Origin of the sequence: Oceanobacter sp. 5_MG-2023 (genome assembly GCF_030548165.1) — a bacterium.
Lineage (GTDB): Bacteria > Pseudomonadota > Gammaproteobacteria > Pseudomonadales > Oceanobacteraceae > Oceanobacter.
In genome coordinates, this window is record NZ_JAUORS010000027.1 from 20964 (window position 1) to 43138 (window position 22175).

Annotated in this window: 23 protein-coding genes, 1 tRNA gene and 1 riboswitch; of the genes, 6 read left to right on the forward strand and 18 right to left on the reverse strand. The window is 52.8% G+C overall.

The window, feature by feature from the left end:
* Nucleotides 1-581: 581 nt before the first annotated feature.
* The 4 genes from Q4551_RS14640 to Q4551_RS14655 form a co-directional block, all read right to left on the reverse strand.
* Nucleotides 582-2627 (reverse strand): NADPH-dependent 2,4-dienoyl-CoA reductase, encoded by a 2046-nt coding sequence (locus Q4551_RS14640; RefSeq protein WP_303434616.1) that lies wholly within the window; start codon nt 2625-2627, stop codon nt 582-584.
* 315 nt (nt 2628-2942) lie between these two features.
* Complete coding sequence (locus Q4551_RS14645) at nt 2943-3170, reverse strand: Rpn family recombination-promoting nuclease/putative transposase (protein ID WP_368501408.1); 228 nt, start codon at nt 3168-3170, stop codon at nt 2943-2945.
* A 122-nt stretch (nt 3171-3292) separates the two neighbouring features.
* Nucleotides 3293-3901 (reverse strand): TMEM165/GDT1 family protein, encoded by a 609-nt coding sequence (locus Q4551_RS14650; RefSeq protein ID WP_303434617.1) that lies wholly within the window; start codon nt 3899-3901, stop codon nt 3293-3295.
* A 9-nt stretch (nt 3902-3910) separates the two neighbouring features.
* A riboswitch (yybP-ykoY riboswitch) is annotated at nt 3911-4101 on the reverse strand.
* 49 nt (nt 4102-4150) lie between these two features.
* A complete protein-coding gene (locus Q4551_RS14655) occupies nt 4151-4408 on the reverse strand; it encodes a helix-turn-helix domain-containing protein (RefSeq protein WP_303434618.1) in 258 nt (85 codons plus the stop codon).
* Between the two features lie 262 nt (nt 4409-4670).
* Here Q4551_RS14655 and Q4551_RS14660 point away from each other — a divergent pair, with 262 nt between their 5' ends.
* The gene (locus Q4551_RS14660; RefSeq protein WP_303434619.1) at nt 4671-5219 is read left to right on the forward strand and encodes a YaeQ family protein; all 549 of its coding nucleotides are present in this window, start codon (nt 4671-4673) and stop codon (nt 5217-5219) included.
* Between the two features lie 39 nt (nt 5220-5258).
* On the opposite strand, the gene Q4551_RS14665 is transcribed toward Q4551_RS14660, so the two are convergent.
* The 4 genes from Q4551_RS14665 to Q4551_RS14680 all read right to left on the reverse strand — a co-directional run bounded on the left by Q4551_RS14665 (nt 5259) and on the right by Q4551_RS14680 (nt 9055).
* Nucleotides 5259-6515, reverse strand: coding sequence for a permease (locus tag Q4551_RS14665; protein WP_303434620.1), 1257 nt, complete (start codon nt 6513-6515; stop codon nt 5259-5261).
* A 264-nt stretch (nt 6516-6779) separates the two neighbouring features.
* Nucleotides 6780-8003: a formate-dependent phosphoribosylglycinamide formyltransferase gene (gene purT / locus Q4551_RS14670; RefSeq protein ID WP_303434621.1), complete on the reverse strand. Its 1224-nt coding sequence runs from the start codon at nt 8001-8003 to the stop codon at nt 6780-6782.
* 137 nt (nt 8004-8140) lie between these two features.
* Complete coding sequence (locus Q4551_RS14675) at nt 8141-8371, reverse strand: DUF1289 domain-containing protein (RefSeq protein ID WP_303434622.1); 231 nt, start codon at nt 8369-8371, stop codon at nt 8141-8143.
* Nucleotides 8372-8443: 72 nt separating this feature from the next.
* Entirely contained in the window at nt 8444-9055 is a 612-nt protein-coding gene (locus tag Q4551_RS14680) for a CoA pyrophosphatase (protein ID WP_303434623.1), read from the reverse strand.
* A gap of 354 nt (nt 9056-9409) precedes the next feature.
* On the opposite strand from Q4551_RS14680, the gene Q4551_RS14685 reads away from it, so the two are divergent.
* On the forward strand, nt 9410-9958 hold the full coding sequence (locus Q4551_RS14685; protein WP_303434624.1) for an NUDIX hydrolase: 549 nt from the start codon (nt 9410-9412) through the stop codon (nt 9956-9958).
* Nucleotides 9959-9979: 21 nt separating this feature from the next.
* On the opposite strand, the gene Q4551_RS14690 is transcribed toward Q4551_RS14685, so the two are convergent.
* Complete coding sequence (locus tag Q4551_RS14690; RefSeq protein ID WP_303434625.1) at nt 9980-10303, reverse strand: NGG1p interacting factor NIF3; 324 nt, start codon at nt 10301-10303, stop codon at nt 9980-9982.
* Nucleotides 10304-10326: 23 nt separating this feature from the next.
* Nucleotides 10327-10581 (reverse strand): YkgJ family cysteine cluster protein, encoded by a 255-nt coding sequence (locus Q4551_RS14695; protein WP_303434626.1) that lies wholly within the window; start codon nt 10579-10581, stop codon nt 10327-10329.
* A 249-nt stretch (nt 10582-10830) separates the two neighbouring features.
* Here Q4551_RS14695 and Q4551_RS14700 point away from each other — a divergent pair, with 249 nt between their 5' ends.
* Both Q4551_RS14700 and Q4551_RS14705 read left to right on the forward strand, forming a co-directional pair.
* Entirely contained in the window at nt 10831-11400 is a 570-nt protein-coding gene (locus Q4551_RS14700) for a hypothetical protein (RefSeq protein ID WP_303434627.1), read from the forward strand.
* Nucleotides 11401-11456: 56 nt separating this feature from the next.
* A complete protein-coding gene (locus Q4551_RS14705) occupies nt 11457-11609 on the forward strand; it encodes a cell developmental protein SirA (RefSeq protein WP_303434628.1) in 153 nt (50 codons plus the stop codon).
* A gap of 24 nt (nt 11610-11633) precedes the next feature.
* Here Q4551_RS14705 and pap read toward each other — a convergent pair whose 3' ends face one another.
* A complete protein-coding gene (gene pap / locus Q4551_RS14710) occupies nt 11634-13142 on the reverse strand; it encodes a polyphosphate:AMP phosphotransferase (protein WP_303434629.1) in 1509 nt (502 codons plus the stop codon).
* A gap of 286 nt (nt 13143-13428) precedes the next feature.
* Entirely contained in the window at nt 13429-14130 is a 702-nt protein-coding gene (locus Q4551_RS14715) for a Bax inhibitor-1/YccA family protein (protein WP_368501406.1), read from the reverse strand.
* Nucleotides 14131-14260: 130 nt separating this feature from the next.
* On the opposite strand from Q4551_RS14715, the gene nhaR reads away from it, so the two are divergent.
* Complete coding sequence (gene nhaR, locus Q4551_RS14720; RefSeq protein WP_303434630.1) at nt 14261-15169, forward strand: transcriptional activator NhaR; 909 nt, start codon at nt 14261-14263, stop codon at nt 15167-15169.
* Between the two features lie 21 nt (nt 15170-15190).
* Here the strand turns inward: nhaR and Q4551_RS14725 are convergent, their stop codons facing one another.
* The 6 genes from Q4551_RS14725 to queA all read right to left on the reverse strand — a co-directional run bounded on the left by Q4551_RS14725 (nt 15191) and on the right by queA (nt 21794).
* Complete coding sequence (locus Q4551_RS14725; RefSeq protein WP_303434631.1) at nt 15191-16024, reverse strand: 23S rRNA (adenine(2030)-N(6))-methyltransferase RlmJ; 834 nt, start codon at nt 16022-16024, stop codon at nt 15191-15193.
* A gap of 122 nt (nt 16025-16146) precedes the next feature.
* Nucleotides 16147-17061, reverse strand: coding sequence for a protein translocase subunit SecF (gene secF / locus Q4551_RS14730; protein WP_303434632.1), 915 nt, complete (start codon nt 17059-17061; stop codon nt 16147-16149).
* Complete coding sequence (secD, locus tag Q4551_RS14735; protein WP_303434633.1) at nt 17061-18920, reverse strand: protein translocase subunit SecD; 1860 nt, start codon at nt 18918-18920, stop codon at nt 17061-17063. The genes secF and secD overlap by 1 nt, the downstream gene beginning before the upstream one ends.
* Before the next feature lie 73 nt (nt 18921-18993).
* Nucleotides 18994-19350 carry a preprotein translocase subunit YajC gene (yajC, locus tag Q4551_RS14740; protein WP_303434634.1) on the reverse strand — a complete coding sequence of 119 codons (357 nt, stop codon included), beginning with the start codon at nt 19348-19350 and terminating at the stop codon, nt 18994-18996.
* Nucleotides 19351-19536: 186 nt separating this feature from the next.
* Nucleotides 19537-20661: a tRNA guanosine(34) transglycosylase Tgt gene (gene tgt, locus Q4551_RS14745; protein WP_303434638.1), complete on the reverse strand. Its 1125-nt coding sequence runs from the start codon at nt 20659-20661 to the stop codon at nt 19537-19539.
* A 29-nt stretch (nt 20662-20690) separates the two neighbouring features.
* Nucleotides 20691-21794, reverse strand: a complete 1104-nt coding sequence (gene queA, locus Q4551_RS14750) for a tRNA preQ1(34) S-adenosylmethionine ribosyltransferase-isomerase QueA (RefSeq protein WP_303434635.1) — start codon at nt 21792-21794, stop codon at nt 20691-20693.
* Nucleotides 21795-21975: 181 nt separating this feature from the next.
* On the opposite strand from queA, the gene Q4551_RS14755 reads away from it, so the two are divergent.
* Nucleotides 21976-22062, forward strand: a tRNA-Leu gene (locus Q4551_RS14755).
* Nucleotides 22063-22175 lie beyond the last annotated feature (113 nt).

Genomic DNA, 22175 nt, shown 5'->3' on the forward strand with positions numbered 1-22175 from the left:
AACACAGCCAAACCATCCTCTGGCCGCATTTAAATTGATAGAATTATCATCAATGAATAACTTCTGCATAAAGTTTGAACAAGGAGTACAAACAAGCAAAAGATCATAATCATCTGATGGATAGCTGGCAATATAGTCTATTTTTGATACAAATCAACTTCAATGACGTGAAATATCCGAAAAACCCAATAGTTTTCTATTGACTTTATTGTAAATTAACAAAACGTTACAGATAATTAACAAATAATAGCTTACAATAATTAGTTAAAAATAAAACTTATACAAAAACAATACATGCTGAAAAACCATCAATAATCCACAACAACAACAACAACAACAACAACAACAACAACAACAACAACAACAACAACAACAACAACAACAACAACAACAACAGGAATGCATTAAACCAACCTGGTTAAAAATCATTTAATAAGTGTTATATCAATATAAAAATCAATCACTCCGAAAAACAGAAAACCAATCGGCCACCCACGACAACATCCGAATAAACAATAACGCTGTGAAATGGCACGCTTCGGCCACCCCAAGCGAGCCGTGCAGGATTAAATAGATATCCCCTAAAGCGAAGCCGCCAGAATACTCGCCGTACGGATTGCCCGCTTGGCATCCAGCTCACCGGCAAACTCAGCCCCGCCCACCAGATGAACACCGCAGGAACCATCCACCAACAGGGCTTGCAAATCATGGTAAAGCTGATTCACCGATTCCTGCCCGGTACACACCACAACATGATCCACTTCCAACACACGTTCTTCGGTCTCCTCTCCCTTCACGATGCGGATATGCAACCCCTGATCGTCAATACGGTCGTACTGCACCCCGGCAATCATTTCGACCTGCTTCATTTTCATCGTCGCCCGGTGTACCCAGCCCGTGGTTTTGTTCAGTCCCTTGCCCAGCGCGGATGACTTGCGTTGCAGCAGGTAGACCTGGCGCGGTGACGCTTCAACATCAGGAGTCACCAGACCACCCCGCACCTGACTGCGAACATCCACTCCCCACTCCGAGCGCCAGTGTTCGGCATTTAATGTCGTTGACTCTCCTTCCTGAGTCAGATATTCAGCCACATCAAAACCAATTCCCCCGGCTCCCATAATGGCCACCCGAGCGCCAACTGTTACTGCATTACTCAACAACTGCTGGTACGTCATCACACTGGCATGGTCGATACCATCAACCTGAGGCAGACGAGGTTCAACACCAGTGGCCACCACCACTTCATCAAAACCGGACTGACGTAACCCGTCGGCACTGACACGTGTCGAAAGACGCAAATCAATGCCCAGTTTGGTAATCATGGTCTGGTAATAACGAATGGTTTCCTGAAATTCTTCTTTACCCGGAATACGCGATGCCAGATTAAACTGCCCGCCGATAAAGTCCCGCCCTTCAAACAGCGTTACTTGATGGCCACGCTGGGCCGCCACCACCGCACACGCCAATCCCGCCGGGCCGGCCCCAACAACCGCCACCCGCTTCACCGTCGTGGCAGGTTGCCAAACCAGTCCCGTTTCATGACAAGCCCGTGGATTCACCAAACAGCTGGCGCGTTTATTGGCAAAGGTATGATCCAGACACGCCTGATTACAGGCAATACAGGTATTGATCTCATCTTCACGGCCCTGCTCGGCTTTAATAACCCATTCCGGGTCCGCCAGAAACGGTCGCGCCATGGCCACCATATCCGCCTGACCTTGCGCCACAATGGCCTCTGCCGTGGCTGGCATATTGATACGGTTGGACGCCACCACCGGAATCGATACCGCCTGCTTGACCTGCGCAGTCGCCTCGACAAAAGCCCCCCGAGGCACCGACGTTACAATGGTCGGTACCCGGGCTTCATGCCAGCCAATCCCGGTATTAAGCAGGTTCACCCCGGCTTTCTCCAACTCGAGAGCCAATTCGATAATCTCTTCTGCAGTAGAGCCACCATCCACCAGATCCAGCATCGACAGCCGGAACATCACAATAAAATGGTCCCCGGCCTGCGCCCGGATTTCACGGATCACTTCCAGCGCAAAGCGCATGCGGTTGTGATAACTACCGCCCCACTCATCCGTACGCTGGTTGGTACGCTGATTCAGCATCTGGGTAATAAAATAACCTTCCGACCCCATCACTTCGACGCCGTCATAACCCGCTTGCTGAGCCAGACTGGCCGCCCGACCAAAGTGTTTGATCGTGGTACGGATCTGGCTGGCGCTCAGTTCACGCGGTTTAAAAGGAGTAATCGGCGACTGAATGGCACTGGGAGCCACACTGAATGGCGTATAGCCATAACGCCCGGCATGGAGGATTTGCATCAGAATCTTGCCATCATGCCGATGCACCGCCGCCGTTACCTTGCGGTGAAACGGCACCTGCCAGGCACTGATCAACTTGGAACCAAACGGCAACAAATCACCCGCCCGGTTAGGAGCAAAACCACCGGTCACAATCAGCCCAACGCCGCCTTTGGCCCGCTCTTCAAAATACGCTGCCAACTCAGAGAAGTGCCAGGGCCGGTCTTCCAGACCCGTGTGCATGGACCCCATCACTACCCGGTTTTTAAGTTGTGTAAAACCAAGATCAAGGGGCTGAAAAAGATGAGGATAGCGGCTCATGGATGCATGCTCTGATTATTATCGTTACCTTCAGTGTAGTGGCTGGCAGCCAGCAAACAATAACCAGACAGAGCAAATAAGAAACCCAATGGAACATTAATCCCTTAATACCAATAGACTTATAACATCAAGCAGGTGGCCATCATCATCAGGGGTTAGATGGAGGAATTATGAGGTTATACAGAGCCACCCACTCTCAGCATATTCAGTTCGGTGGCTTTTTGAGCTTCGTAACGCCCCAGCTCCAGGACGCAGGCGACGATGTCGACCCATTGTTATTGCTTGGATTGGTCATCGACAACTGGTTACTGTCGATCAGGGCAATGGGGCGCTGAAACAGTCCGCCAGTTGGCAGTGATACACCAGATCAGAGAGGCTTTCGGCCAGTTCGGTGTCGATATAGCTGTCGTGCGGCAGGGCCAGTAAGTCGGTATCCAGCGCTTGCAACACCGGCTCCGGGGTAATAAGGCATAAAATCCAGCGCCACGGCGTGGTTTTCCATGGCGCTGCGGAAGAAGCGGTCGTGGGGATTATGTGGCTTATGGGGAGGCCCGGTCATGGGCGCAGGCCGGCTCAGATGTGCAGGTGCGCGCAAGTATAGCGGATATCGGGTTGCGCTCACCCATCGGGTACCACGCCGAGCGCAGGAGCTGCTTACGTTTCCCCTAACGAACCAGAACCCACAGCCCCGCCACAATAAAGAAAATGGCCGTCACATAACGAACAGTATTCATTGGCAACCGCTGCAACAAGGCCTGACCAAACCAAATCACAGGCACATTGGCGATCAACATACCCAGTGTGGTTCCGAGTGTCACCGGTAAGGGCTGTTGCCATTCCGCTGCGAGTAATACCGTCGCGATCTGGGTTTTATCCCCCAGCTCTGCCAGCGAAAACAGTATCAGCGTGGCAACAAATGCACCCAGGGCCAGAAAGCGGGATTCATCTTCATCGTCTTTGTCAGGTACCAGAATCCACAATCCCATCACCACAAAACTGCCAGACAACAGACCGTCGACCCAGCCATTGCTTAGCCATATTGCCAGGCCGTCCCCCAGCCAACTCCCAAACCAGGCCGACAAGCCATGATTTACCAGAGTCGCCAGAATAATCGCCAGTACAATGGCCCATTTATTACGGAATTTGAGTGTCAGAAACAGCGTCAGCAGTTGGGTTTTATCGCCGATTTCAGCCAGTGCAACCGCGACAGAAGAGGATAAAAAAGCCGAGGAAAACAGCTCGGAAAAGAAAAACGACTCGGGCGTTGTGATCATCTAACGTTACCGGGCGGCAAGACACCAAAGACAAATCCTGGCAGCCACCCATGGAACCAGTATTCGTCTCAGGTCTTGTCCAGCACAGTGTACTTCCGGTGCCATGAGCATGAGGCTCAAGTATGTTGACACAGGATACGAACGTGATTGTTTGTAACAAACAACTAACGCCCGTCAGACTACTCCCCCAAGAGAGGCTGCAATCTAACGCGGAAGGCCGATATTGTCAAAAATATGGGCGAGTCCGGCTTAGTAGCCCATGGTGCGGGATGCACGCTGGCGAGAGTGCTCTGGCTCTGGCAACGCATTAACAAACATATCTATGCAATCGAGGGTTTTCAGTACCGCCAGCAAGTTGGATAAGCTGACACTGTCGGTGCCACCTTCCAGTCGTTTGATCGTCGAACGGCTGACCCTTGCTTCACGCGCTAATTGCTCCTGACTGAGGTTGACCATCAACCTGGCTGCCCGCACCCGCACACCCACTTCGGCCAACAGGTCCGGCATATCCAACTCTTGAAAGTTCATAACAAAACGCGCCCTTAATCTCTGTAATGCCCTGGCTCACCGCCCATGGCAATCACGGTTAAATACAGCCGAATACATCAGGAAACCAGCAGGTTTCTCTGTTCGTCTGTCTGATTCATATAATGTAGGTATAGCTGAAACCTGAAGATTCTCCAGAAAATCGCAGGGCGCAGTACAAATCGTGCTATTGAACAAACGCCAAGGTAAACTCACGGCCCGATATTCAGCTGCTGGAACCTCCATGGCCATCAAGGCAACCATTTGTAAAATCGAGCTGGCTGTATCCGATATGGATCGCCACCATTATCAGACGTACAACCTGACCGTGGCGCAGCACCCTTCTGAGACACTGACCCGTTTAATGACCCGCATTGCGGTATTTGCTTTGAATGCCAGCGATACGCTGGAATTTACCCGTGGACTCAGCACTGATGACGAACCGGAACTGTGGGAAAAAGACTACAGTGATCAAACCCTGCTCTGGATTGAATTGGGACAGCCAGACGAAAAACGCATCCGTAAAGCCTGCCAGAAAGCCCAGCAAGTGCGTATTTATGAATACCATGGTCGTACCGCTCTGCCCTGGTGGGACAGCCTCAAAAATAGCTGCGCCCGCTTTGACAACCTCAGCGTTTACAACCTCGATGCCGATGCTATCGCACAACTGACTTTACTCTACGACCGCACCATGCGCCTGCAAGCCAGTATCCAGGACGCTACCCTGTGGCTCGGTAACGACCAGGGCAGTATCGAAATACAACCACAGCGATTACATCCGCACGATAGCTGACTGTTACGAGCCAGCGCATCGCGGGAACGGATGTCCCCACTAGCTACCAACGCTGTTCATCAACCAGCCGATCAACAGTACCTGCGGCACCGTGATCAACGGCAAAAACAGCGCGATCTTCCAGCTCCGTGTCGTGTCTTTAAGCGACATGATCTCGGTGTAATCCGTTGCAGCACCCGCCATCAGAAAGGTAAAACTGTTACCTGGTGCTGCAGCACGTGTCACCAGATCGGCAGCGATTGGGCTGGAGCCTTCCGAGCACACTTCAATCACGGTGGCCGCCAGCAAGGTCATAAACATCCCGGCGGCCGTTGCGCCAAACCAGGTATTAAAGCTTTCTTCCGGCACAAAGGCCCGCACCAGCGCAACCAGCACCACGCCCAGAAATACCCAGCGCAACACCGACCGCGATTCTTTTAATCCTTGCCAGAACATGGCTGCCAGGCCTGGCAAGCTCCAGTCTTCATCGCGCCAGACCTGCTTCAATATGGCTTTGGCATTTACTGGCTGTGGCTCTTGATGGTGGGGATTGGCAGGTAACACACCCTTCACGACCAGCCGATCAAATATCAGCCCGCTGATCCAGGCAATCACTAACGACGCGGCGATAAAGGTTAATGTCCATTGCAGGCCGATCAGGCCAACCAGAATGAGCGTCAGGGTTAATGAGTTCCATGGGCTGGCAATCAAAAATGCCATTACCTGACCAATACTGGCGCCGCGCTCATACAACTTCATACCAATCATCAAAATGCCGTGATTACAGAGATCGAGCATCAGCCCGGCCAGAGTGGCGCGAAAAATACCCTGCTGCGTCCCTGCCTGTCCCAGTACCGACATCACCAGCTCACGCGGAATCCTCCCGAGCAGACCAACAAAGACAGATGCCGAAATAATCCCCCACCACATGGCGTTGACCATTTCGAATGAGGTGTGCATCAGGGTGGATACCCAGGTTAATCCGACATCGCCCAGTGACAACCAGCCCAGATAACCGGCAACGACAAACAGGCCGCTGCCCCACAATACCCAGTCAAACGAGGCACTCGGGGCACAGCAATCGGCGCCATCTGTCGATTCATCACCGCCGCCACAGCAACTGGAAGATGTGGCCCTGGCCGCTGTTGCAGCCGCCGCAGGTACAAACACAACAGGGCCAGCCGCCACTGCCGGGGCACCACCACAGCAACTGCCTGCCGATACTGCAGCAGGTTCGGTATTGGCTATACCCGATTCACTTAAACAAGATGACTTGCTACTGTCACTGCTACCGCAACAGCGCCCGGATTCACTCATTGTCGACTCCACCATGCCATATATTCAAATGACTATTATTCGCAGCCTGTATAGTGCCGAAAAAGTTAGCCTGAACACAATACTTTCGTCGGGGATACAGCAAGGGAATGGATTTGAACAGAACATACAAGTTCTGCCAGAGCAGCGGCAAATCGATAATTGCCGCGGTGCTTTGATTCTGAGGTGGCTGGCCACTGGCCAGCCACCAACAACTAACAACCAACAACCAACAACCAACAACCAACAACCAACAACTGACAATAACTACAAACTGACCACGACCGCATCAGCGCTGCGTTTGGCCTTGTTGCGAGCTTGTTCCTCTGACTCAGCCCGAGCCAACGCCACACCGAGACGTCGCTTGCCCTGTACTTCCGGTTTGCCAAACAGACGCAGCTGGGTATCGGCTTCCATCATGGCGGTAAACAGGTTGCCGTATTGCATCGTACCTGACTGCCCCTCCACCAGCACTACCGCTGATGCCGACGGCCCGAACTGGCGAATCGACGGAATCGGCAATCCGAGAATCGCCCGAGCGTGCAAGGCAAACTCTGACAGGTCTTGTGAAATCAGCGTTACCAGCCCGGTATCGTGTGGGCGTGGTGAGACCTCACTGAAAATCACCTCGTCACCTTTCACAAACAATTCAACGCCATACAGCCCCCAACCACCCAGCTCACTGGTCACCGTGGTCGCAATGGCTTGCGCCTGTTGTAACGCGGCAGCGGTCATTTGCTGTGGCTGCCAGGATTCCTGGTAGTCGCCGTCTTGCTGGCGATGCCCAATCGGCTCACAGAAACTGGTCAATGTACCGCCTGCACCATCACTATGACGGATAGTTAACAAGGTGATTTCAAAGTCAAAATCGACAAAGCCTTCAACAATCACCTTGCCCTGCCCGGCACGCCCACCTTCCTGGGCATAACGCCAGGCCGCAGCCAGCTCGTCGGCCGTGCGGACAAAACTTTGTCCTTTACCTGAGGAGCTCATGATGGGCTTGATCAGACAGGGTAAACCGATCGTTTCCACCGCGGCGTAAAATTCACTTTCTGAGGCAGCAAAACGATAACTTGATGTGGGCACCCCCAAGGTTTCTGCCGCCAGACAACGGATACCTTCCCGGTTCATGGTCAGCTGGGTTGCCCGCGCCGTCGGCACTACGTGAAAACCTTCGCTTTCCAGTTCGGCCAGGGTTGCCGTTGCAATGGCTTCGATTTCCGGCACGATCAGAGCCGGTTGCTCCTGCTGGATCACCGCACGCAAGGCCTGACCATCAAGCATATTGATCACATGACAGCGATCTGCAACCTGCATCGCCGGCGCATTGGCGTAACGATCAACGGCAATCACTTCACAACCCAGGCGCTGCAGTTCAATCACCACTTCCTTGCCGAGCTCGCCCGAGCCACACAACAGCACCCGGGTTGCTGTCGCAGAAAAAGGAGTACCGATAACCGGTGGATTCAGGGCAGCAGTCACATCAGACATAATCAGATTCTCTAGCAGATTATCAGGCAAACAGGCCAGCAAGAGAGCTGCCACAGCAGCCGTCACTCATGGCAATAAAAAACAAACCAAACAACAATGAATAAAATCGACACATCAGGGTGCCGTATGCAAAAGACTCAGGAAGGGGGCGTGATAACAAATACGTTGCCGGATGCTTGCTCTCGCTGTTGACACAGGGCCAGCACATCACGCTTTTCAGGATTGGTCATTCGTCCCCAGCGACTGATTTCCAGTCCGGTACGATAACAGCCCTGACAAATGTCCTGGTTATCCAGCACACACACGTGCACACAAGGGGATTTGACCGGTAAACCAGTTCCGGCAGATGGCGTCGTATCCGTAGACAAGTACGGCCTCCAGCAGCAGTCAGCAAAACGTGAATGCTACCTGCTGGGCCAGATCAGAACAAGACGATTGAATTACACGTCTTCAGGATCTTCTGCGGTGGCGGGCGCCACGCTCCCCAAAGCGATGTTCGAGGAGAAATAACGGTTCATCATTTCAGCGGTGATATAGGCCGTCAGCCCCCAGATCTGGAAACGCTCATACATCCAGGTAGGCATACGGATCCCTTCACGATGAAAATAATCAGAGGGCGGTTGATTAAAAAAGGTCAGCGGCACATGGAACAAGCAATCCAGCTCACGAGGGTCGGCTGTCAATGCCACATCATGTGGGATAACGGCCAATACCGGTGTCACCAGAAAGCCGAACTTGGAGACTACCTGATCCAGTATACCCACCACTTTGACATGCTCTGGAGCCAGCCCGACTTCTTCGTGAGCTTCACGCAGTGCCGTCGCGATCAGATCAGTATCTACCTCATCCCGTTTGCCTCCAGGAAAAGCCACTTCACCCTGATGGGTTGGCATGCCCTGTGCGCGACGGGTTAATAATAATGATGGCTGATGGGGATGATCGGTAACAGCAACCAGAACCGCTGCTTCACGCAGACCGGCACGGGAGAAGTGTCGGGGTTCATGGTCCTGCCACTCCTGGGATAATCGTAAAAAAAGGTCGTATTGATTCATGTTTAACAGTTTAGTAGGGCGATCTTGTAATCGCCAAAAAAAGAGCCAGAAATTATTCCAGCACCGGACAACCGGCTAAAGCAGATTATATGCCAAAACATTCCCTATGATGAGTAAATATAGTCATTTTTTAAAAAATCAACTAGACGTCAGTCCAAACCGATGGGCACCTGATCACTCAGTATCCCGCTCCTTCACTGCGGCAGAGATACCGGAAGAAATACCGGACAACCACCGCAGCGGGATGCGCGGTTTCCGCAGCCGGGCAGGAATGAACAAGGTATACTCACGACAAGTGTCTGATTGACCGGCCAGACCATCACCAGAGCATCGGCAAATCACAATGAGGACGGGATGAAATACTGCAGCGAGTGCGCCAATATCATCGAGCGACGCATCCCCGAAGGGGACAACCATGAACGCGATGTATGCAGCGTTTGCGATACCATATTCTACAGCAACCCCCGGATTGTCGCTGGCACATTACCTGTGTATCAAGGCAAGATTTTGCTCTGCAAACGCGCTATTGAACCCCGGTTGGGCTACTGGACCTTGCCCGGTGGTTTTATGGAAAACGACGAAGGTACCGAGCAGGCAGCCTTGCGGGAAACCTGGGAAGAAGCCTACGCCAAGGTTAATATCACGTCGCTGTTCAGCATGATTTCCGTCACCCATATCAGTCAGGTGCATCTGTTTTTTCTGGCAGATTTACCTACGCCCGAGTTTTCATCCGGCCCGGAAAGTCTGGAAGTTGCCCTATTCGCTCCCGAAGATATTCCCTGGCAGTCGCTGGCATTCGCTACCGTCGAACAGACATTACGACGCTATCTCGACAATCCACATCCAGCTCAACCACACATTTTCAATATCAGCCGCAACCGGCTGAGCAGCGAGCCGGAGTAATCCGGCACCTTGGCGCAAGAGTCAGGGTAATTCAGACTCATCCACCAGCCTGACCAGATCAAATGCCGGCTCTTCGTACGGGTGTGCCAGCCGCAAGGCTGCCAGCACCGCCCGGACAGAATCGTCGGCAGAGACCAGTTCAACCCGGTATTCATCAACCCGGGTCAACTGCCCGGACTGGCCGAGATAAGGGTTAGCCGCAGTGGACGGACAAAATTGCCCGGTTCCCAGCACTTGCCAGCAACATTGGCTGTATTCCCCCAACTGGCCACCACCAGCGGCAAACACCGCTTGCTTCACCGATGCCAGATGGCTGACTGGCACGTAAAACCCCACTTTGTACATATACTTCTCCTGTCGGTTTCAACTCAGCTATCGGTCAGTTGCTCCAACCCCGTCAAGATGATGAGTGCCTGTTCACGGCTGTCGCCACAAAAATCGGCTTCCGCCTGAAACTGCCCGCACACCTGCGGCCGTTCCGGTGAAGCAAAGATACGGCAGAGATTATCATCTGCCAGCTGAATACAACGTTCCCCTGCCCGTTTGCCATCAGGCATACCGGGGATCGGCGCACTGATCGACGGTGCGATACAGCAAGCTCCACAACCAAGTCGACATTCCAAATACCATGCTCCTATCAACAACGATCAACAATCAGACCAACACATTACCAGGCCACTCAACCAGGCCACTCAAGCTCATACCATCCGGAAACGATACGCCACACTGACTCCCATACCAGAGGTCGAGGCAATTCACACAACGCAACAAAGCGCGGCAGCAACACCCGGCATGGCCGTTTCATACCCTTGCCATCCAGCGCCCTGTGGTTTAGCCTTCCGGCACTATTTATGTATCCAGGACGTCAATCCATGAAGGCTATTGCTTTTCGCCCGGTTTGTACGCTAGCGCTGCTGGCTTCCAGTCAACTGGCCTTTGCAGCAGACAGCAGTGAGGACGACCACACCAACTTTCGGGTTGGTCTGGCAGCCACTACGCTGGATATTGATCCTGGGGCGGATTACTTCACGGATGCTGGCGACACAGGCATGTCGCTGTTTGCTGAATACCCCCAGTCGGATCACACCGCCACACGTTTTTTAGTCTACCGCATACATCAGGATGGCAAGGATGTTACCGGCTTTGAGACCCAATTAATGTGGGGGTGGGGTTTGTCCCAACCCGGCTTTCGTCTTTATACCGGCCCGGCCTGGCACCGTGAAAAGATTGCCTTGCAGGGTAACAACGGCCGCCGAACCGGCGTATTTAATGGCTGGGGCTGGCAAATCGGCACCGGCTATCAGCTCGGGGCTGTCACGCTCGATATTGCCGGTACTTTCCGTGACGACCAGGATTATCGCAACCAGAATCGACGCACAGGCGCTTCCGGGCAACGCCCGAACGTCTGGCTGACCAGTGCCCTGATCAGCTATCGCTTTTAATTCAGATCCGTTTACTTGAAGCGCTTGGCCCCAGGCGCTTGCCATTTGGGAATGTTATGACCAACCCTGTCACCGTCCGCTATATGTCCCGCTCCGAAATTGAAAGCCTGATGTACAGCCTGACGGCTGATTCCGATAATGAGCAGGCCCAGTTGTTTGAGGCCATTACTCGCCGGTTACTGGAAATTCTGGAGTCAGAGAATCGCTAGCGAGCCTCTGATTCCATCCAATACTTACTCTTTGCCTTTGCCTTTGACACCCAGTCGCTGTTCCAGCTGCTGACACAGTATTTTCAGTGCCTTGATTCTGGCAAAACGTTTGCTGTTGGCTTCAATCAGGTGCCATGGTGCAACCTCGGTACTGGTGCGCTCCACCATATCATTTACTGCCTGCTCATAATCAACCCAGCGCTCCCGGTTACGGTAGTCTTCGTCAGTAATCTTATGGCGCTTGTAGCTGATGGTTTCGCGTTCCTTGAAACGCTTGAGCTGTTCGTCCGCATCGATATGCAGCCAGAATTTCACCACGACCGTTCCGTGCTCAACCAGCTGTGATTCAAAATCATTGATCTCACTGTAGGCCCGCAACCATTCAGATCGGCTGGCCAGGCCCTCTACCCGTTCAACCAGTACTCGCCCATACCAGCTGCGATCGTACATGGTTACTCGTCCATCACGGGGAATATGACGCCAGAACCGCCAGAGATAATGATGGGCGTTTTCTTCATCCGTTGGAGCCGCAATCGGTATGATCTGATAATTACGGGCATCCAGCGCAGGGACAATACGGCGAATCAGACCGCCTTTGCCTGCGGCATCCCATCCTTCCAGCACAATCACCATGGAGACCTGCTGCTCATAGGCTCGCCGTGCCAGTAACGACAACTTGCCTTGCCAGTGCTCCAGCTTCTGACGATAGGTGCTTTTGTCGAGTGACTGATCCATATCCAGATTCCCCAGCAGGGTTTTCTGACGGTGAATCAGTGCCACAGTCTCGCTGTTTTCGTCGTCCTGGGCGGCATCGCTATGGGCATGTAACGTCAGATGCTGCTGTATCCGCTCCAGCAAATGGTTGGCCACCGTGATATCGCGATAGTTGGGGTCCGCGCTTTCAATCACCACCCAGGGGGCTTCGGCGGTGCTGGTCTGGCGCAGGGTATGTTCTGCCGTTGAGCGAAAGTCGTCATACAGGGCCAGGTGAAGCTTGTCTTTTTCAGTAACACGCCAGGCCGTTGCCGGGTCCGATGCCAGTTGCTGCAAGCGCAATTGCTGCTGGTCTTTCGACAAATGCAGCCAGAGCTTGATAACCAGTGCGCCATCCTCAACCAACATACGCTCAAAGATGCGAATGTGCGCCAGATAACCATCCAGCTCAATGTCGTTCAGAGTCTTGTCGACCCGCAAGGCAATCGGGTCGCTGTACCAGGAGCCGATATACAGCCCGATACGACCCTTCTGCGGCAGAGCCTGCCAGAAGCGCCAGTAATCCGGACGTTCGCGCTCATCCTGGGTTTTATCATCAAATGCCAGCGTGCGCAGATAACGAGGATCCAGCCATTCGTTCAGACGATTGACCAACACCCCCTTGCCGGCACCATCACTGCCGGAGACCAGCACAATAACCGGAAAATCGGCCTGGCTCAGTGTCCGCTGCATTTCCAGTAACTGGGTGCGTAATTCCGGAACCCGTTTATCAAATTCCTCACGAGACAGTGCCTGCCCCAGTTCTGCAACCTCAAACATAGTCTCTCCATTCCAGTGTCTATCGAGCGAATAGTGTGCGCGCAATCCAGGCAAGCACAATGTCTTATTTTTGCAGCATTCAGCAGAACTGCAATGATCAGCATCAGCAGCCGATAACGACGATGAACCCGGGTTGGCACTGGTTACAGTGATATTTTCAGCGCGGAAAAATCATTGCAAGGCAGAACAGGACGACCGCAGAACGAGACAGCCAGGCATAAAAAAGCCCCGGTTGGGCCAAATCCAACCGAGGCAATCTTCTTCCTGAGCACAGAAGACGTGAAGCTTATTCGTCAGAACCCAACACACCAAAGATTTGCAGCAGGCTGACGAACAAGTTGTACAAAGAGACATACAAAGAAACGGTTGCCATGATGTAGTTGGTTTCACCACCATGCAGAATATTACTGGTTTCGTAAGCAATCAGGCCGCTCATCAGAATGACAAACATGCCAGAGACCGCCAGTGACAAGGCCGGCAACTCAAACAGGAAAGCACCCAATGCCAGCACAAACGCCATGATAATACCGACCATCAGGGTTTTTCCCCAACCGGACAGGTCTTTACCAGTCGACAGCACCCAGCCAGACATACCAAAGAAAATCAGACCGGTTGTACCCAGTGCACTCATGATAATGCCGCTACCACCAGGAATGCTGGCGTACATCGACAGAATAGGTCCCAGGGTGTAACCCATAAACCCGGTCAGGGCGAACACAGACAAGATACCGACCGCGCTTTCCTTGGTTTTGTGTACCAGGAACAGCAAACCAAAATAACCAACCAGCGTCAGAATAAAGCCAGGGTGTGGCCAGCCCATCGACATGGAGGTACCCGCCACCGCCGCACTGAACAACAGCGTCATGGACAGCAGCATATAGGTATTACGCAGAACCTTGCGGCCAGCAGCCTGATCCTGAAAATCTTCCATCGGTACAGCGGTAGCGTCAGCTCGCGATGGTTTGGTGTAATAATCTGGACGACTCATACAGTTTCTCCTGATGAATACTAGTTAGAGCGTGTTTGGAGCGGTTTTCATTGTAGAAAGCATTGTACGGAGCAGCAATAAAAAATAATATTCGAATTATCTTTTACTCATTGCTCGGTTTTTTCGATCTATGCACCGCATAAACTACAAGCATTTACAGTACTTTCATAGTGTTGCGACGGAAGGCAGCATTCAGCTGGCAGCGATACGGCTGAGCGTCACTCCTCAAACCATCAGCGGCCAGTTAAAAATACTGGAAGATGACCTCGGCGTCGCCCTGTTTGCCAAGTCTGGCCGTGGCCTGGAATTGACCGACGCCGGTCGGGTGGCACTGGATTACAGCCGACAAATATTCCAGCTCGGGGATGAGTTACAAGAAGTGATGAATCTTGGCATCACCGAACGGCCTTCCGAATTTCGAGTGGGTATTGTCGATGCGTTACCCAAATCCATCGCTCACCGGCTGCTGAGCCCGGCCATGTTGTTGCCCGGCACCATGCGGATTGTCTGCCATGAAGAACAAATGTCGTCGCTATTGGGAGAATTGGCGGTACACCGGCTGGATTTGATATTGGCCGACAGCCCAATTCCTCCGGGTATGAACATCCGCTGCTTTAACCACCTGCTCGGTCGCAGCCGACTAGCCTGCTTCGCCACCCCGGAGCTGGTACAACAGCAGCAAGGTAAACGGACTTTTCCCGATATGCTGAACGAAGCCCCGGTTCTGCTGCCCACCGACACCGCCTCCGGCTTACGTACCGACCTGCTGAGCTGGTTTAACCATACCGGTATCGCCGTCAGAATTGCCGGAGAATTTGACGACTCGGCACTGTTAAAAGCCTTTGGTAGCCAGGGTCATGGCTACTTTTTTGCGCCCGATGTCATTCGCGAAGAAATTTGCGCCAAATACCAGGTGCGCTGCGTCGGCACAGTCAAAGAACTGATGCAGGAGTTTTATGCAATTTCAGCAGAACGCCGTATCAGTCATCAGGCGGTCGCTGCCATCACCCGGCAAACACCGCTCGGTGAAATCGGCTGAGATACCAGAATAATCAATACTCTACTCTGCTACCAGGACTTCCGCCCGCCAGTTGCCTGTCTCACCGCCCAGAGTGTGGGCCAGGCGTGGCAACAGCGCTTCCATCCGTGCTTTCAGGGTATAAGGCGGGTTGATCAGAATCATGCCGGAAGCGGTCATGCCCCGCTCCTCGGTATCCGCCGCAATGCCCAGTTCAAACAACTGGATATTACGTATCCTCGAAGACTGGAATGCCCGTTCCAACTGGTCGATACGGTGCCGTTCCACAACCGGATACCACAACGCATAGGTTGCCGTTGCCATGCGGCGGTACGCTGCGACCAGGGTCTCAACCACAGTGTGATAATCGGTTTTGATTTCATACGGTGGGTCCATCAATACCAGACCGCGCTTGATATGGGTCGGTAACAGCGCGATCAACCCTGCGAATCCGTCTTCTCCCCGTACCTGAACACGGCGATCCCGTTGCATCATTTGTTCCAGAATAGCCAGATCCTGAGGATGTAGTTCATACAAGAATGCCCGGTCCTGCGGCCGTAAATAATGCTGCCCAAACCAGGGAGAACCCGGATAGACAGGTTCTTCTGCGGCTTGCTGGCACTGACCGACCGCGTCCAGATAAGCACCCAGCTCAGGCCAGTCGGCTGCCGCCAAGCGGCCAATTCCAGTGCGATATTCTTCATTTTTTATCGCTTCGACTGATTCCAGCAAATAAACACCAGCCGCTGCATGGGTATCGATATAAACAAACGGCTTGTCCTTGCGCTGCAGATACTCCAGCACTTCAACCTGAATCAGATGTTTGAGTACATCGGCAAAATTACCCGCATGAAACGAATGGCGATAACTGAGCATAAACACTCCGGTTGGTTAACAATCACTGCGTCCTGCTCCGTTACAAGCAAACGCCATAGTCATAAAACAAGAATGCCGCGGCCTCCATAAGAAACCGCGGCATTTAGCAGATCAGACCCCGATCAAGGACGGTCGTCGACCTCTTCTTCTGTTTCCGGTGGAATCAGATCTTCACGGCTGAGTTTCATCAACACCAGAATATTCACCGCGACATAGATCGACGAATAAGTACCCACCAACACACCGATCATCAGTGCCAGGGCAAAGTTATGGATCAGCTCGCCCCCGACTACCAGCAACGCCAGCAGTACCAATGCCGTCGTGATCGATGTCATCAGCGTCCGGTCCAGCGTCTGGTTCAGGGATTCGTTCATGATACCCAGAGCATCACTGCGGCGCAGAATGCGGAAATTTTCCCGAATCCGGTCAGCCACCACAATGGTATCGTTCAAGGAATAACCAATCACCGCCAGCACTGCTGCCAGTACCGTCAGGTCAAACTCCCACTGGAACAGCGAGAACAGCCCCAGAATGATCATCACATCATGGAACAGGGCAAATACTGCCCCCACCGAGAATTTGAACTGAAAGCGGGCCGCAACGTAAATCATTACAACCGTCAGAGCCAGCAGTAATGCCAGCCCGCCCTGATCACGCAATTCTTCACCGACATTAGCCCCCACAAACTCACTACGCTTCAGGGTCAGGGAATTACCCTCTGCGGAAGCCTGCAGTATATCCAGCACCTCGTTACCGAGATTGTCCCGGAAGGCTTCTGACATCCGCACCAGAATGTCGGTCTCAGAACCAAAGTTCTGCACCGTCACACCACTGTAGCCGGCCTCATCCAGTGCCGCGGAAATATCATCCAGCGGCTGAGGCGTTGCATACTGGACTTCCAGCAAGGTACCGCCGGTAAAATCCAGGCCAAAGTTCAAGCCCTGTACTGCCAATGAACCAATCGATACCACCAGCAACAAGCCGGACAGCACCATGGCTCCCATACGCAAGCGCATAAAATCGAAGGATTTTTTCATCAGACCTTACCTCCGATAGACAGGGACTCAAGACGGCGGCCACCATAAATAGCGTTGGCCAGTGCCCGCGTCAGCATGATAGCGGTAAACATGGAAGTGATGATCCCGAACGACAGGGTTACGGCAAAACCCTTCACCGGCCCAGTGCCTGCGGCAAACAGAATGACCGCCACAATCAGCGTGGTCAGGTTGGCATCAAGAATTGTTACAAAAGCCCGGTTATAGCCTTCATGAATGGCTTGCTGCGGTGATCGTCCAGCCCGTAATTCTTCACGAATACGAGAGAAAATCAGCACATTGGCATCCACCGCCATACCCACCGTCAAGACGATACCGGCAATCCCCGGCAAGGTCAGCGTCGCACCGACAATGCTCATCATGGCAATCAATACGACTACGTTTGCCATCAGCGCCACATTGGCAATCATGCCAAACGCCCGGTAGTACACCACCATCAGTACCAGCACCATAGCCAGGCCAAGAATGACCGAGTTAACACCCATCTCGATATTTTCTTTACCCAGGCTTGGGCCAACCGTGCGTTCTTCAACGAAGTACATCGGTGCCGCCAGTGCCCCTGCCCGTAACAGCAAGGCCAGTTCAGAGGCTTCGGCAGACTCCAGGCCGGTAATCCGGAAACTGGAACCCAGCGTGCTCTGAATGGTTGCCAGAGAAATAATTGATTTCTCGACCACCTGGATGGTTTTTGTCATTTCGACACCATCGACCATTTCATAACTGGTTTGTGGCTTGCGCTCAACAAACAGCACGGCCATACGACGCTTGATCGACTTGCGGGTCACCTGGGTCATGATCGCGCCACCCTTGGAGTCCAGGTCGATATTCACTTGCGGGAAGCCGTTTTCATCAAAGGATGACTGTGCATTGGTCACATGATCACCCGTGGCAATCACGGTCTTTTCCAAACGCGCAGTACGGAACTGATCCGTGCGGAACAAATATTCTTCTGTTGTAAACCGGTTGGCACCCGGATCGGCTTCAAGACGGAACTCCAGGTTGGCAGCCTTGCCAAGAATTTTCTTCGCTTCGGCAGTATCCTGAACACCCGGCAACTCCACCACAATACGGTTACGACCCTGACGTTGTACCAGTGGCTCGGCAACCCCCAGCTCATTCACCCGATTACGTAATGTGGTCAGGTTTTGCTTGAGGGCGTAATCTTCCATTTCCTTGATTTTCTGTTCGCTGATGGTCAGTTCCAGACCATACTGATCAGCAACTTTGATTTCTTCGCGCCAGAATTCCGGGTACTCACGAATCAGAAAGCTGTTTGCCTCATCCCGAACAGCGACATCCACAAACTGCAGTACCAGCTTGTCGCCATTCACCAGCACCCGGCGATACTTGATCCCCTCTTCGCGCAAACGGGTGCGTAATTCTTCACGATAATTTTTTACACGGCTCGCCAGGTAGTCATCCATGTCCACTTCCATCAGGAAATGCACACCACCACTCAGATCCAGCCCCAGTGTCATCGGGCCAGCCCCCAGCGACAGCAACCAGTCAGGGGTTGTCGGAGCCAGGTTCAGCGCCACGATATAGTCATCACCCAGTTCCCGTTGTACCAGGTCCTTGGCAGCCAACTGCTGACCCGAACTGCCAATCCGGAACAACGCACTGCTGCCATTCACTTCATCGCCCAGTACATCAACACTGTTGTCTGCCAGGATAGTACGGACTCGGGACATCAGGCTGGCGGACATTTCGGCACCGGCACGGGTAGGTGTGACCTGTACAGCCGGGTCCGGCGGATACAGGTTAGGTGCGGCATAAACCGCCGCAAGCGCCAATACCACCAGTATCAGCAAGTTTTTCCAGAGGGGATACTTATTGAGCATAATCTGCCCTTATGAAAACTCGATTCGGATGTGCCAGCAGTTGTAACACCACCACTGACAGCATCAGGAAAGATCAGCCCAAAACGTCTTTGATCGTGCCTTTTGGCAGCACCATGGTGACGGCTACTTTTTGTACCGGCAATTCAATGCCGTTCGCCACTTCCATGACCACAAAATCTTCTGTGACCTTGGTTACTTTACCCAGCATGCCACCAGCCATAACCACTTCATCGCCCTTGGTCAGGTTGGTAATCAGGTTTTTGTGTTCTTTCTGACGCTTGCTTTGTGGACGCCATAGCAAGAAGTAGAAAATCAGCAGGAAACCACCCAGGAACACCAGCTGACCAGTAATACCCATTGGTGCTTCCGCACCTTCTGCCATCGCAAACCCGGAAAAGGTCAACGCCATCACAGCAAACAAAGCTTTCATGAAATACATTCTCCAAAAACAACCGACGCTCCCAACAGGGTAAAGCGACATGATTTTTATGATGTGCGCAATTCCGGGCTGACAAATCCTGAGCCTGCGCATGAAGATACCCGCCAGTATCCAAACCGGTCAGCCAGTTTGCGATATGGGGCTAAAAGCCGTACACCACAAGTCTGACCACCAGGATTATTTTTCCAGCGCTGGCGTTGTGCCACCACGTTTGGCGTAGAAATCATCAACAAAGGCCGCAAATGTACCTTCTTCGAGGGAGCGGCGCAAACCGTCCATCAATGTCTGGTAATAATGAAGATTATGAATACTGTTTAACGTAGCCCCTTGTATTTCCCTACATTTATCAAGGTGATACAGATAAGCGCGGCTATAATTCCGACAGGTGTAGCACTGGCATTCCGGATCAATCGGACCGGTATCATTACGATTGGCAGCGTTCCGCAATTTCACCACACCAAACGACGTAAACAGATGGCCATTACGGGCATTACGGGTTGGCATCACGCAATCAAACATATCCACACCACGACGCACCCCTTCGACCAGGTCTTCCGGCTTGCCAACGCCCATCAAATAGCGTGGTTTGTCCTGTGGCATTTTGGGGGCAACATGGGCCAGCACCCGCATCATATCGGGTTTGGGTTCCCCGACACTCAGGCCACCAATGGCATAACCGTCGAAATCAATGTCGAGCAAGCCTTGCAAGGATTCATCCCGCAACGATTCGTACATGCCGCCCTGAATAATGCCAAACAGGGCCGACGGATTATCACCATGGGCTGCCTTGGAGCGTTTTGCCCAACGTAATGACAACCGCATGGAATCCGCAGCTTCCTGTTCCGTGGCAGGGTACGGCGTGCATTCGTCAAAAATCATCACAATGTCGGAGCCAAGATCACGCTGCACTGCCATCGAGCTTTCCGGTGTCATCAAGACGCGATCGCCATTCACCGGCGACTGGAAGGTCACACCTTCTTCCGTGATTTTGCGCATATCGCCGAGGCTGAATACCTGAAAACCGCCTGAGTCCGTCAGGATCGGTTTTTTCCAGCCCATAAAACCATGCAGACCGCCATGCTGCTTGATCACTTCCGTGCCGGGACGCAACATCAAGTGAAACGTATTACCCAGAATAATTTCGGCGCCGAGGTCTTCGACCTGATCTGGATTCAACCCCTTGACCGAGCCATAAGTGCCAACCGGCATAAACGCTGGAGTCTGGATATCCCCCCGAGGAAATGACACGGTGCCACGGCGGGCGTGACTGTGCTCATCGGAGGCGTGCAGGGTAAAGCTCATGGCGCACTGGCGCGCTGGGGTCTCGGATGTCATTCAGACTCCTGTGGGGCAATAGAATCAGCGGGAAAATGGGTAGCAGCGATCGCTTGCGATGTATTCTGAGCCGCCACGAATGGTCGCGACAGAAACATGGCATCGCCATAGCTGTAAAAACGATAACCGGCAGTCACGGCATGCCGATAGGCGTCGAGTGTGTGTTGCTGTCCGGCAAACGCCGATACCAGCATAATAAGTGTGGATTCTGGCAAGTGAAAATTGGTGACGATTGCATCCACCGAACGGAACTGATAACCAGGATAGATAAAGATCCGGCTATCGCCATAAAACGGCGCTATTTCTCCGCTTTGGCTGGCACTTTCCAGACTGCGCACCGAAGTCGTACCGACCGCAATCACTCGCTTGCCAGCTGCTCGCGTCGCCTTCACCGCTGCCACGACATGCTCATCAACTTCGATGTACTCGGCGTGCATCTGGTGTTCCAGCACATTATCTACCTTGACCGGCTGAAAAGTACCCGCCCCGACATGCAGCGTAACAAACGCCAACTGCACGCCTTTCTCACGCAAAGCGGCCAGCATTGGCTCATCAAAATGTAACCCGGCCGTCGGAGCCGCTACCGCTCCAGGCTTTTCGGCATACACGGTCTGGTAACGCTGGCGGTCAAAATCATTGTCTTCCCGCTCCATATAATGGGGTAACGGAATATGCCCGGCCCGTTCCAGTAATGCCAACAAGGTCTCGTCGGTAACAAAGTGCAGATGGAACAGATTGGCTTCCCGGCCGATTACCTCCACAACGCACCCGGCAATCAACAGCGTCTGGCCAGGTTTGGGGGAACGTGATGCCCGGACATGAGCCAGCACGTTTGTACCTTCGAGCAGACGCTCGACAAGCACTTCGACTTTACCGCCCGAGCTTTTTTCACCAAAAAGCCGCGCCGGAATCACCTGGGTATTGTTAAAGACCAGTAGATCACCTGCTTCCACCTGCTCCAACAGGTCGGTAAAACAGGCATCGGTGGTCTGACCACTGACACCATCAAGCATCAGCAAACGGGATCCACTGCGTTGCTCGGTCGGATAACGAGCAATCAGCTCGTCCGGGAGTTCAAAACTGAAATCGCTGGTTTTCATGATGTCTATCGATTGCAAGAAAGAGGGATTGCCCGCCGCTGCACGCTATCATGCACTTTCGTTCGGGCAATAATGACCTCAAGGTTACCCAACAAGTCCGGCTAAGTTAAGAAATAACTTAAAATAATATTTGACAGAAAAATTTTCGACTGTAATATACGCGGCCACTGACAACTACTAAGCCAGAGTGGCGAAATTGGTAGACGCAGGGGATTCAAAATCCCCCGCCCTAGCGGGTGTGCCGGTTCGAGTCCGGCCTCTGGTACCAGAATGATTGTAGTTGTCAGCGGATTGCAAAATCCAAGCCCAGGTGGTGGAATTGGTAGACACGCTGTGTTCAGGTCGCAGTGAGCTATGCTCGTGGGAGTTCGAGTCTCCCCC